We start from the raw sequence: 13036 nt of genomic DNA on the forward strand, positions 1-13036 counted from the left end.
CTCCGCAGAATCGATTGACCAACAAGGTGAATACGGATGAGCACAACTCCCGATGTTGATTCCCCGTCCCTCAGCGCGGTAACACGCTTTGCCGACCTACAGAACCGACGCCTCGCGTATCGACGTTTTGGTAGCGGCAAACCCATCGTACTTTGCGTACGCTTTAGGGGCACGATGGATTCCTGGGATCCACTGTTCCTTGACAGTCTCGCCGCAAAGGGGTTCGAAGTCGTCATTTTTGACTACAGTGGACTTGGACAGTCCACCGGCGATCGTACCTACAACCCCGCTGCACTGGCGCGAGACGCCATCGAATTGATCGGTGCACTTGAGCTTGGTCGCGTAATCATCGGTGGCTGGTCTATCGGTGGCATAGCTGCGCAAATTGTATTGGCGCAAGCTCCACAAATTGTGAGTCACGCGGTGCTTATCGCGACCACACCACCCGGGCCGCTGGTGAAAGCAGGTGAGCCATTGTTCTACACGCTGGCAAAACGCGAGAACGACTTCGAAGACTTCGTCAGCCTTTTCTTCGAACCCACTTCAACGGAAAGCCGCGCGGCTGCAGAAGAGGCCTCACTACGTCTCGCCGCCCGCACGTCCGACGTCAGTCCTGAAGTGCCCTATACCTGGGCCGGTGACCAACTCGGTGAAGGCCCCAGAAATCCAGCTTTCCCAGCACCGCAGGTCCTGCAAGCGCTGCTCGCCGCTTCGATCCCAATTATTCATATTGGCGGAGATCACGACATTGTATTTCCAGTTGAGAACTGGTACGCCTTGAACGGCCAGCTACCCAGTCTCCACCTGGTCACATTCCCCCGGTCAGGACACGGCCCGCAACTCCAGTTCCCGCAGGCCTCTGCAGCCCATATCGCAGCATTTTTAGCGTAGTTGCTAAAGCTCTCCCGCTGATGCGGAATACGGTTTAGACAGCTCCTAAGCGACAATATTCTTGAATATTCTCAACAGCGAGTCTTTCTGGCATCAAGTAAGGATTACTAATGGACAATCTTATCGACAAGGCCATCGAGGCTGCCGGCGGTCTTGAACGATTTCGTAGCTTTCGCCGCGTGTCCGCGCAGCTTCATCACAGCGGGGCGCTGTGGAAACTCAAACAGTGCGAAAACGTGTTGACGCACTCGCGCGTCACCGTCGACCTTCACGAGCAACGAGTGTCACACGGGCCGTTCGCACCTTCGTCGGATCATTCGATCTATACGCCCTCGCTCGTTGAGATTCAACGAACCGACGGTTCGATCGTCGAGACTCTCGATCATCCGCGGGCGTCGTTCGAAGGATACGAGATGGAAACGCCCTGGTCTAATGCGCAGCTCGCGTATTTCGCGGGCTACACCATGTGGACGTATCTGACGTCTCCATTCCTGTTGCGCTATCCCGGCGTAGCGGCGCAGGAGATTGATCCCTGGGTTGTCGATGGCCTGCCGTGGCGACGCCTCCGGGTCGAATTCGCACCGAACATCGCAACGCACAGCGCCGTGCAAACGCTTTACTTCGATGCAGATGGACTTCTTCGCCGCCACGATTATGAAGTCGATATCCAGGGACGTAATGCCGCCGCACGTTATCTGAGCGATTACGTCACGGTTCAAGGCATACGGATGCCGACGCGTCTGCGTATCTACCCCCGAACTACCGACAACATTGCCCTGCCCGAGCCGTTGATCGTCGGCGTTGATCTATCTGACTTCCGATTTGAGTGAGACCTCAGATGATCCAACCAGCCACGTACCGTGCGGCCGTCGCAGTGGGCTCGGGGAAACTCGAATTTGTAGATCGTCCCGTTCCAGAACCCCGAAACGGACAAGTCCGAATTCGTGTCGAGGCCTGCGGGGTATGCCACTCCGACAGCGCCACCATTGAGCCTGAACGAGCCGCAAGCGCCAGCGCACTGGTGCCCGGCCATGAAGTTGTAGGACGCATCGAAGCACTCGGCGAAGGTGTTGAGGGTTGGTCACTCGGCCAACGAGTCGGAGTGGGCTTCCTTGCTGGCGAAGACCGGACGTGTCCATCGTGCCGACAAGGCGACATCGTAAACTGCGAGAAGCCGGTCATCACCGGTATGACCGTCGACGGCGGCTACGCTGAAATCATGATCGCCGAGGCGCGCGGACTCGTTCGCGTGCCTGACGACCTCGAGGCCGCAGAAGCCGCGCCGCTGCTCTGCGCAGGTCTGACCACCTTCAACGCGCTTCGAAACGCTGGGGCGCGGGCGGGAGACGTCGTTGCTGTCCATGGCCTTGGTGGCCTCGGTCACCTTGCGGTTCAGTTTGCCAACACTATGGGCTTTTATACCGTCGCGATTGCGCGTGGTGCAGACAAGGAACCGCTGGCGCGCGACCTTGGCGCACATCGGTACATCGACGCCAAGGCCGAAAACGTCGCTGAGGTTCTGCGTAGCCTCGGCGGCGCAAAGGTCATCCTCGCTACCGCACCGACCGGTCCTGGCATGTCGGAGATGGTGCCTGGGCTTTCCCCTCGCGGGAAGCTCGTCGTCGTTGCGATCTCCAGCGAACCCATCACGGTGAACGCAATAGATCTCGTGTTCGGTGGCCGCTCGGTAGTTGGCGCACTGACCGGCACCGTCGCAGACAACGAGCAGACGCTAGCTTTCGCGCAACAGCGGAACATCCGTCCGAAGATCGAGACATTTCCGCTGGACCAGGCGCAATCAGCCTATGACCGCATGATGCGCGGCGACGTTCGCTTCCGCGCGGTCCTTGTAATGAAACCAGCACACTGAGGAACCTCGCATGAATTCTCTCGCGCAAGCAATCATCGATGCCCATGGCGGACTCACGCAATGGCGCAAATTCACGAAAATTCGTGCCGACCTCACGCAAGGCGGTGCGTTGTGGGCACTGAAAGGTAAAAGTGGAATTCTCGATCAGACGACAGTCACCGTCGCGACCGATCGCCAATGGGCATCGCACTCGCCCTTCGGCACGCTTGCGGCCCGCACGGAATTCACAGGCGACACGATTTCGCTGCTCGACGATTCGCAGAACATCGTCGAAACAACTGACGAGCCGCGCTCGTCCTTTGCTGGCCACGCGCTCGAAACACCCTGGACCCCACTGCAACTCGCATTTTTTGCCGGATGCGCAATGTGGACGTATCTGAACACGCCGTTCGTCCTCGCATGGCCAGGCGTCGAATGTGAAGACGCGGGCGAGTGGAAGGAGCAGGATGAAGTCTGGCGCAAGGTGGTCGTGCGCTACCCCGATTCGCTCGAGGTATTCAGTAAAGTTCAGGCGATCTATGTCGACGCTGATCACGTTGTCCGACGCCTCGACTATGACGTGGAAATTGCAGGGAACACTCCCGGCGCGCACTACGTAAGCGACTACACCACGATTTCTGGAATCCGCATCCCGACCAAGCGGCGCATCTTCCCTCGGCTGCCGGACGGCTCCTCGCTCCCGGAGCCACTGGTTGTATCGATCGACCTGAGCAATATCAGCCTCACCTAAAAACTTGACGGGGCGCGGCCTGCGCCCCGGAGGAATGCCCGTGAATACCAATCGCTCATCCGGCGTCGAAACTCAATTCGTCGAAGTGTCTGGTGTCCGTTACGCCATGCGCCGTTTCGGCAACAGCAACGGCGGCCTGCCGCTGCTCTGTCTGCAACACTTCACCGGCACGCTTGACAACTGGGATCCAGAAATCGTCGACGCGCTTGCCGAAGATCGAGAAATCATCCTCTTCGAAAACGCTGGGGTTGGCCGTTCTACTGGAACGGTTCCAGGAACGATTGCCGAAATGGCCGCGCACGCAATGAAGTTCATTGATGCGATCGGGGTGCCCAAGCTTCACATCCTCGGCTTTTCATTAGGTGGTTTCCTGGCTCAGGAGATTGCAATCGAGATGCCGGACCGCGTATCACGCATCATTCTGTCTGGTACCGCACCCGAAGGCGGTGAGGGAGCGGGCATGGATCGGCCCGAACTCGTCGCGATCTACACCGATAGCAACATGCCGATGAGTGAGAAACTCAAGCGTCTGTTTTTCCCCTCTACTGCAGACGGTGAGGCAGCGGCGTCCGCCTTTGTCAGTCGCCTTGACACCCGCAGCGCAGAGCGCGACCTACCGGCAGGCCCAGAAGTAGCCGGAACACAACTACAGGCCATGATCGCGTGGGCAAACTGGAAGGGCGATGTCAGTGGGAAGCTGGCGAAGATCGGCCATCCCGTACTTGTCACCAATGGCGACAACGACATCATGATCCCAACGCACAACAGCTTTACTCTCGGAAAGAATCTGCCGAACGCGACGCTTATTGTGTATCCAAACTCGGGCCATGGCGCCTTGTTCCAATACGCATCGGCCTATACCGCGCACGTACGTGAATTCCTGCGTGGCGAGTAAAGCTTGCTAGTCCCACCTCAATCATCAAGGAATGCTATATGAAAGCCGTCGTCTACGCGCAGGCAGGCCTGCCTATCGATGATCCGCAGGCGCTGTACGAAGTGGATTTGCCAAAGCCCGAACCGGGTCCCCGCGACCTTCTCGTAAAAATCGAAGCGATCTCCGTAAACCCGGTAGACAGCAAACTGCGCCAAGGCATGCAGCCGCCTGGCGCGCGTATTCTCGGATGGGACGCAGCAGGAACCGTGGAGTCCGTTGGAGCGGAGGTTAAGGGATTCAAGCCTGGCGATGCGGTCTGGTATGCCGGCGATATCACTCGCCCGGGAAGCTATGCAGAATTTGGGCTCGTGGATGAACGCATCGCTGGGCATCGCCCCACCAGCATTTCTGCTGCGCAAGCCGCCGCGTTGCCCCTGACAGCCATTACGGCATGGGAATTGTTGTTCGAGCGCCTCAAGGTTGCGGAGCAAGGCGGACAAGGTGAAAGCCTGCTCGTCATCGGCGCAGGCGGCGGCGTGGGTTCGATCCTCGTACAGCTGGCGAGCAAGTTGACCGGACTCACTGTGATTGGTACCGCATCGAGAGCAGCCTCCCAGTCCTGGGTACGTGAACTCGGAGCCAATCATGTCATCGATCACACGAAGCCACTGCGTGCGCAGCTGGAAGAGTTCGGGATCAAGCAAGTCGATCACGTCATCAGCCTGACGCATACGGACTCGTACTACGAGCAGATTGTGGATTTGCTCAAGCCGCAAGGCCAACTCGCGCTGATCGATGATCCCTCTACGCTTGATGCGATGCCGCTCAAGCGCAAGTCGATCTCGCTTCACTGGGAGTTCATGTTCACCCGGTCTATGTACCGGACTGCTGACATGAGCAAGCAGCATCTCCTGCTTGATCGTGTTGCCGCTCTCATCGACGAGGGAACGCTTAAGTCGACGGTAGGAGAACACATCGGAATCATCAACGCGACCAATCTGCGAAAGGCACACGCGCAGATCGAGAGCAACAAGGCCGTCGGCAAGATCGTTCTGGAAGGCTTTTGACGGAACGGGAGTAAATTCCTTCGTCCATTCCGGACCCGATCACGTCGCTGTCTCTCACTAGTTCTGCATACGGATCGCGGCTCGCGAGTGGCGCCTAACCATCACCACACGCGAGCCGCGGTTTCCGTGTCGACTAACCAACGATTTCATCTACGAATCAGGATTATCAATGCAACCTCCGAGCGATGCCGATGATCGTTCCGGCGAACTGCCCGCTCCAGCGACACAACGCTCCGTCAGTTCGTCACGTCGAGAGCAGATGTATCCGAAGCTCTCCGACGACGAAGTTTCCCGCATCGCGCGGTTTGGAGAAGTCCGGGTATGGCCGGACGGTTCGCTCTTGTTCAAGATTGGCGATCCGGGATTCGGGATGTACGTCGTACTCGCTGGCGAGATTCGCGTGACGCGCCGGGATGCTTTCGATCGCGCGATTGTCATCAACGAACAGGGGCCTGGCAATTTCGTCGGTGAAGCCGGACAGCTTTCCGGGAGCCGATGTCTCGTGGATGGTCACGCAATTGGCGAGGTCCGCGCCATACATCTGCAGCCTGCGCAGCTACGCTCGCTACTCATTGCTGAGGCAGAACTCGGCGAGCGTATCATGCGAGCCCTGATCCTCAGACGCGTAGGCCTCATCGAAAGTGGCAGTGGAATCGTTCTCGTAACTGATGAGCCGACGCAGAAACTAAATGCGCTGCAAGGCTTTCTCTCTCGCAACAATATTCCCCATACGGTAGTCAATGCCGACGTGGATGGGGAGGTATCGCAGTTCCTTCAGAAGTGGTCTCATCATCGCGCCGAATACCCGATCGTTCTTAGTCCAGATGGCGTCATTCTCCACGCTCCCACGGAAGCACAACTTGCGGAAGCCCTGGGGTGGCTGCCCGAGTTCGGAACGGACGAAGTTTTTGACGTCGCTATAGTCGGCGCCGGGCCCGCTGGTCTGGCAACCGCCGTTTATGCCGCCTCCGAAGGACTTCGCGTAGTCGTGCTTGATCCGCAAGCTCCGGGCGGACAGGCCGGCGCAAGCGCGCGCATAGAAAACTTCTTCGGATTTCCGACAGGCATTTCGGGGCACGCACTCACGGCACGAGCTTTCGTTCAGGCGCAAAAATTTGGTGCGCGCTTCGCGATCCCTTTAGCGGTTACATCTCTCGACTGCGCTTCATCGCCGTTTCATTTGCAACTCGCAAACAAGACGGCCGTCAGAGCGCGCAGCGTGGTCATCGCATCTGGCGCTGCATACCGCAGACCGGATATCGACGGGCTCGCACGCTTTGAAGGTCGAGGCGCATATTATTGGGCGTCTCCAGTTGAGGCTAAGATATGTACTGGACAGGACGTCATCCTCGTCGGTGGAGGTAATTCGGCCGGTCAAGCGGCTGTCTATCTTGCCTCACATGCGCGGCGCGTTGTTATGCTTGTTCGCGGGCCCAACCTGAACGCCAGCATGTCGCAGTATCTGATTGAACGCATTGCTACGCTCAAGAACATTGAGGTTCATTACAACGCGACCATCACCGCCCTTCACGGGTCCGCAAATCTCGAAACTGTTGAAATTCTCGAGAAATCCGGTCGGACGACACGTGAGATAGGACATGTATTCCTTTTCATCGGCGCCCAACCAAACACCGCATGGCTTACTGGATGCGGCGTAGCGGTCGACCCGGGCGGTTTCGTTTTGACCGGGACAGCGGCCTCCGCCGGTTCCTCTGAGCACGAAACCAGCGTCGCAGGCATATTTTGCGCAGGCGACGTGCGTCGTGGCTCCGCGAAACGCGTAGCAGCGGCCGTTGGCGATGGAGCCTCAGTAGTTGCGCAAATTCACCAATATCTCGAACGTCAGATCCCATCTCTCTGACAATCAGACTGCCGCTAACTGCAGCGTCGAAACGTCGATCATTTGCAGCCGACCTTCGACCAACTGGCTTCGCGAGGGCTACGGAGCCGTTGAACGGCCCGATAAGGCAAACCTTCTGCCTTATCGGGCTCGTGACGTGGTCACTCCACGATCCTTCAGCAGAGAGGGCGCGCCAATCGTGCCGTCGCGAACAGTCTCCGGTACGGGAACCACGCAGCGCTCCCCTCGACTTCAGGCATGAGGTAGACGAAGGCGATAGAGCTCGATGGGCATCTTCATTGTGGACGTTCCGTGGTTAAACGCCGGTGCGCCATCGATTTGCGGTACAGGGAGGAATATGTTGCCCTGTCCATCGATAAAAGGCGCGTCGACCCAGCGCAACCGGCTATCCCGAATCACCGTTGAAATAGATCCGTCCGGTGCTCGGCGCATCAATGAATTATCGGCGAGCGGAGTGTAATAGAGACTACCGTCTGCGTCCATTGCAGTGCCCCCGACCGGTGGCATATCGGCAAACCATGGCGTCACGTGCTCCGCAAGTGTCCGTTCACCGAGCGATTCGTCATCGAGATATCTCGTCTCTATCTGGGACATCGGCCCCGAAAGTGGCCCAAAGTACAGCACTCTGCCGTCGGGACTCAGTTCTAGCGGATCAGCGTTGACCTTCAGTGGCTTCCCATCTGCGCCCGCAAGTACCTTGCCATTAACAACGATCTTGTCATCCGGTCTTGCGTGGGTGAACACCGCGTTGTCGAAATGCCGGCGTACCGAGCCGTCTTCGAGGTTCAGCACAAGCAACGCCCCCTCACCGGCATCCGTGAGATAGGCATGCGTCCCGTTGATACGGACATCGTCAACGTAGGTGTGAGTGCGGAGCGCACCCTCAGGCAGTATGTAGACTCGTTTGATCGCGTCGGTACGTGGATCGATTCGTACGATCTTGGCTCCGTTCTCGATCGGACTGCCGCCGAAATCCGGCGAACCGGTATCAACGATCCACAAATCTCCATTGGCGTCTGCGTGGATCGCATTAACGCTGACGAAACATCTGGATGCATCCGAGCCCGGTTTCCAGTCGTTCCACGATGCATCCGGAAACGGCGTCAACTCGCCGCGCTCCCCTGCAATAGCAACCGCGGGCCCCACACTCCCCGTCCAGCGGGGTGAACTCACGATGACCCGATTTCGTGAGTCGACAACCACTGCATTCCACGGCATTTTCTCGCTTGACCGAATACTGACAAGCTGCGCCACCGAAGCTTTATTGTGGGCCCCCGTCGAACCATCATCCGCAATTGCTACCTGTGTCGCGAAACCGGCCATCGCCGCCACGATCGCGAGCACCGGTCGTTTTCTTTGCCACATTTTCCTCTCCTTTTCCAGGCTCAATAGGCTGCACGCGCTAACAATCCAGCACACCTATTGAAGAATTCTGCTGCACCAAGTGATCTGCGAAAAAGTGTCCACGACAATATTCAGAATCAAAGAAACTTTGAAAATCCCTCGATATCAACGTACGCCTGAGAACGCTCGATAGCGCTGTGTTTGGGAGGAAGACGCACGACAACAGCCTCAACGCAACCGGGGCTGAGATGCACATGTCGATAGATCGTGCACGTCAGCCCCGGGGATGCCCGCTCCAGCGAACTCAGTCAAGCGTGGCGAAGAGTAGATTCAGCCCTTCCGCAAGCAGAGGGTGAGCGATAATAGCGTCACGTACTGCGGTGTACGGCAGCTCTCCGAGCATGGCCATCTGGACCACCGACGTGACTTCACCCGCCCCGGAGCCAACCATCGTAAAGCCAAGGATGCGGCCGGAATCGGGAGCCACGAGCGCCTTCATGAATCCACGCGTCGTGCCATTGGTGCGGGCGCGGGGAACCGCCATCATCGGCAAACGCGCCACCCGCACAGTGATTCCGAGCGCTTTGGCGTCCGATTCGTTGATGCCCACGCGCCCTAGTTCCGGCTCCGTGAAAAGAGCGTAAGGCACGATGCGCGACGCCGTGCTAGAGGAGCGCCCTTCGATACGGGCCTTGAGCACGCGATAGTCATCAAATGAAGCGTGCGTGAACATGGGCGATCCAGCTACCTCGCCAATAGCCCACGTATTCGCTGCGGTCGTCGCAAGCGTATCGTCGACCTTGATGTAGCCACGCTCGTCCAGATCTACTCCAGCGAGATCCAGCCCAAGCTCGTTGGTCACCGGTTGCCGACCGGCTGCGACGAGGAGATGGGTGCCCTCGATCGAACTGCCATCATCGAGTTCAACAGTGACCTTCTTGCCGGAATCTCCATCGACGCGGGTGACTGTCGTGGCCAGCGACAGGCGGATACCCGCTTCTTCGAAGGCGCTCTGAATCTCAAGACTGACGTCCTCATCCTCCCTCATGGCGACGCGCGGCATATTGTGGACCAGCGTAACCTGACTGCCGAGACGGCGAAATGCCTGAGCCAGTTCCAGCCCGATATAGCCGCCCCCGAGCACGATGAGATGCTCCGGCAGAATTTCCAGGTTCAGTGCCTCGATATGGGTCATTGGCCGGGAGTCGCGCAAACCTGGAATGTCCGGAATCACCGCGACGGTTCCCGTGTTGATATATACCTCGTCGCCAGAGAACAGTTGTTCGCTACCGTTATCGAGGCGAACGAGAATTCGTCGCGGTGCGACGAACCGCCCTGTTCCCAGCACAAACTCGAGCCCGGACTGCTCAAACGCGCGACGATTGATGCCAATCATGCCGTCGACAACAGCGCGGACGTTCGTATGCACTCGCGTCATGTCCGCATGCAGGTCAGGCTCGCCTGACGTTGAGCGCCAGACCTGCATGTTTCGTGCGTTCTGGATCAGCGTCTTACTGGGAATACACGCGACGTTGATGCATGACCCTCCGATCATGCCCCGCTCGATGAGCGCGACGCGCTTGCCTTTACGAGCCAGATCCATCGCCAGCGACTTGCCACCCTTGCCACCGCCGAGAAATAAGTAGTCGAAATGTTTGATATCAGGCATGTACAGCTCCTCAATGAAGAGCGCGAGCTCCGTACCGTTGACAGGACGCTCGCGCTATCTACCTCGAATGGACCGGGTGTCAGTCGCCCGTCAACGCGCTCCGTACGCCGGCGCCGTAAGCGGGATCAATCTGCTCGAACTGCGCCACAATTCGATCAACGATGTCTTGTGGAACGCCGCTCATCGCTCGTGCGATATTGCTGAAGAGGCGCGAGCGCTGGGCTGCGTCGAACAACCGGAACAACGCTCGAGGTTGACTGTAGTAATCGTCATCTTCGCGATGATCGTAGTGATCAACGGCGCCCGCGGCGAGCGGAGGCTCACCGGCGTCGGGACGTTGAACGAAATCGCCGAAGCGGCTCGGCTCGTAGTTCACGTTGCCGCCGAGATTGCCGTCGGTACGCATCGCGCCGTCACGGTGGTATGAATGGAACGGGCAGCGCGGCGCATTCACGGGAATCTGGTGATGGTTCACGCCGAGACGGTAACGCTGCGTGTCGCCGTACGAGAATAGGCGGCCCTGCAACAGTCGGTCGGGGGAGAAGCTGATGCCAGGCACCACGTTCGCCGGCGTGAATGCAGCCTGCTCCACGTCGGCGAAATAGTTCTCTGGATTGCGGTTCAGCTCGATCGTGCCCACGTCGATCAACGGATAATCCTTGTGCGGCCACACCTTCGTGATGTCGAACGGGTTATACGGTACCTTCGCGGCATCGGCTTCCGGCATCACTTGTACGCGAAAATGCCATTTCGGAAAATTGCCCTTCTCGATTTCGTTGTAAAGATCCCGCTGCGCCGACTCGCGGTCCTGCGCCACCACCTGCGCGGCTTCTGCGTCGGTGTAGTTCTCCACGCCCTGTGCCGATTTGAAATGGAACTTCACATAGAAGCGCTCGTTGTGCACATTGATGAACGAGAACGTGTGCGAACCGAAACCGTGCTGCTGGCGATAGTTCTTCGGGATGCCGCGATCGCTCATAAGGATCGTCACCTGATGTAGCGACTCCGGATGGCGCGACCAGAAGTCCCACGCAGCCACGTTGCTGCGCATGTTGGTGCGCGGATCGCGTTTTTGCGTGTGAATGAAGTCCGGGAACTTCAGTGGATCGCGGACAAAGAACACCGGCGTATTGTTGCCGACAACGTCCCAGTTGCCTTCTTCCGTGTAGAACTTGATCGAGAAGCCCCGCACATCGCGCTCGGCATCGGCAGCGCCGCGCTCTCCAGCAACCGTCGAGAAGCGCATGAAGATCGGCGTCTCTTTGCCCACTTCGCTGAAGACCTTGGCCTTCGTGAATTGCGAAACGTCGTGGGTGATCTTCAGGGTTCCGAATGCTCCCGATCCCTTCGCGTGTACGCGGCGCTCCGGGATGACCTCACGGTCGAAGTGAGCAAGCTTTTCGAGCAGCCATACATCCTGGAGCATCACAGGGCCCCGCGTTCCCGCCGTCTGCGAGTTCTGGTTGTCGACGACCGGAGCGCCGGCACCATTGGTTAGTGTTTTATCCGTCATTTGGTTTCAACTTTGCATTTGTAGGGCCAGCGAGCCAGAATCCCGCTGGTTCGCGCGACTGCGCGCGTTATTCCGTGAAATTGACAGGCGTCCCAAGTCCGAAGCTGATCACATATTCGAGTGCTTTTGGATCGCTGGGTAAATCGAAGTGCCCAACACCAGGGAGCGGCTTCCAGACCACCGTCGGCCACATAGCGGCCACGGCCTCGGATTGGGTGTATGGAATAATTTGATCGTCGGTGCCATGCAGGAGAAGCGCTGGCTGCAACAGTTCCGCGACCTGCCCTTCAAAGCTGATCTCGTCAGGATGGGTTCCTGTCATCGTGAAGAGCTGGTCAAGCCATTGAGCAACCGATGACGCTGGAAGTCCTGCCTTGACTGCGAAACGCCTCGCAAAATGGCCGTAATGCATCGGTGGCGCCAGTGCGGCGATGCGGTCGACCTTAAGTTGCTGTCCCAGCGCATGCACGACACTGGCGCCACCATATGAATGCCCAATTGCGTAAGAAAACGGGCCGACAAGCGCCTGAACCGCGGTGAGCGTAGACGCGGCAAGAGGCAGGCTTAGATGAGCGCCGCTCGAATATCCGTGTCCGGGCAAGTCAGGCATCCAGACTTCGAAACCCGCACTTACAAGAGCGCCTGACAGAGTGTCCAATTCTGCTGCCTGACTTTGCCAACCATGTACAAGCAGCGCCGGCTTGCCCTTGCCGCGGCGATGGACCCGAACCTCAACCTCAGGCCCGTCCAGCCAATCCAGAGGCGCGTGGACCTTAAGTGTGAAGGTGTCGACGTCCGGAGCAACTCTCCCGGGCGACTTGCGTTTCACGGCCATAAAGAGGCGCGCCAGCTCTTCGAGCAGCGCTTGCGACATGCTGCTTCCAGCGAACTCATTGTGACTCACGGCGCCCAATCTCCTCTGCGCGAATGAGATATCCGACGAGACCGTTTGGGGACATTCCCAAACGGACCGGCCCGAAATGGTCGCGACTCACGATGTTCGTGCGTGCTATGTGCATCCGCGGCGTGAGCGCGCCTTACCTGCCCCTCCATTCAAAAGCATGCCGTCCAGTCATCCGCTCCACTTCCATCATGCAGCTCACGGGAGACAACTGGTCGGGGTGAACCGCCCCGGGTTTTGTGGAGGCTCCAACTCTTGAGAGAATGGAGCCATGAACAAGAAGGTAACCAAGTTTTCCCCGGAAGTCCGAGAGCGC

11 protein-coding genes are annotated in these 13036 nt (G+C 58.3%); 7 read left to right on the forward strand and 4 right to left on the reverse strand.

Annotation, left to right across the window (positions count from 1 at the left end; translation table 11 throughout):
• Positions 1 to 36: 36 nt before the first annotated feature.
• The 7 genes from F4827_RS09750 (at position 37) to F4827_RS09780 (ending at position 7293) form a co-directional block, all read left to right on the forward strand.
• Positions 37 to 891, forward strand: coding sequence for an alpha/beta fold hydrolase (locus tag F4827_RS09750; protein ID WP_183732008.1), 855 nt, complete (start codon positions 37 to 39; stop codon positions 889 to 891).
• Positions 892 to 1001: 110 nt separating this feature from the next.
• On the forward strand, positions 1002 to 1721 hold the full coding sequence (locus F4827_RS09755; RefSeq protein ID WP_183732004.1) for a hypothetical protein: 720 nt from the start codon (positions 1002 to 1004) through the stop codon (positions 1719 to 1721).
• An 8-nt stretch (positions 1722 to 1729) separates the two neighbouring features.
• Positions 1730 to 2761 carry an alcohol dehydrogenase catalytic domain-containing protein gene (locus F4827_RS09760; RefSeq protein ID WP_183732000.1) on the forward strand — a complete coding sequence of 344 codons (1032 nt, stop codon included), beginning with the start codon at positions 1730 to 1732 and terminating at the stop codon, positions 2759 to 2761.
• Positions 2762 to 2771: 10 nt separating this feature from the next.
• Entirely contained in the window at positions 2772 to 3491 is a 720-nt protein-coding gene (locus F4827_RS09765) for a hypothetical protein (RefSeq protein WP_183731997.1), read from the forward strand.
• A 34-nt stretch (positions 3492 to 3525) separates the two neighbouring features.
• Positions 3526 to 4386 carry an alpha/beta fold hydrolase gene (locus tag F4827_RS09770; protein WP_183731994.1) on the forward strand — a complete coding sequence of 287 codons (861 nt, stop codon included), beginning with the start codon at positions 3526 to 3528 and terminating at the stop codon, positions 4384 to 4386.
• 38 nt (positions 4387 to 4424) lie between these two features.
• Positions 4425 to 5432: a zinc-binding alcohol dehydrogenase family protein gene (locus F4827_RS09775; RefSeq protein ID WP_183731991.1), complete on the forward strand. Its 1008-nt coding sequence runs from the start codon at positions 4425 to 4427 to the stop codon at positions 5430 to 5432.
• 169 nt (positions 5433 to 5601) lie between these two features.
• Positions 5602 to 7293 carry an FAD-dependent oxidoreductase gene (locus tag F4827_RS09780; RefSeq protein WP_183731988.1) on the forward strand — a complete coding sequence of 564 codons (1692 nt, stop codon included), beginning with the start codon at positions 5602 to 5604 and terminating at the stop codon, positions 7291 to 7293.
• A gap of 231 nt (positions 7294 to 7524) precedes the next feature.
• On the opposite strand, the gene F4827_RS09785 is transcribed toward F4827_RS09780, so the two are convergent.
• The 4 genes from F4827_RS09785 to F4827_RS09800 all read right to left on the reverse strand — a co-directional run bounded on the left by F4827_RS09785 (position 7525) and on the right by F4827_RS09800 (position 12693).
• Positions 7525 to 8658 (reverse strand): major royal jelly family protein, encoded by a 1134-nt coding sequence (locus tag F4827_RS09785; protein WP_260175503.1) that lies wholly within the window; start codon positions 8656 to 8658, stop codon positions 7525 to 7527.
• 283 nt (positions 8659 to 8941) lie between these two features.
• On the reverse strand, positions 8942 to 10306 hold the full coding sequence (locus tag F4827_RS09790) for an NAD(P)/FAD-dependent oxidoreductase (protein WP_183731985.1): 1365 nt from the start codon (positions 10304 to 10306) through the stop codon (positions 8942 to 8944).
• A 79-nt stretch (positions 10307 to 10385) separates the two neighbouring features.
• Positions 10386 to 11819 (reverse strand): catalase, encoded by a 1434-nt coding sequence (locus F4827_RS09795; RefSeq protein WP_183731982.1) that lies wholly within the window; start codon positions 11817 to 11819, stop codon positions 10386 to 10388.
• A gap of 67 nt (positions 11820 to 11886) precedes the next feature.
• Complete coding sequence (locus F4827_RS09800; protein WP_183731978.1) at positions 11887 to 12693, reverse strand: alpha/beta fold hydrolase; 807 nt, start codon at positions 12691 to 12693, stop codon at positions 11887 to 11889.
• Positions 12694 to 13036: the final 343 nt, after the last annotated feature.

The sequence above is a fragment of the Paraburkholderia bannensis genome (genome assembly GCF_014200455.1).
GTDB lineage: Bacteria > Pseudomonadota > Gammaproteobacteria > Burkholderiales > Burkholderiaceae > Paraburkholderia > Paraburkholderia bannensis_A.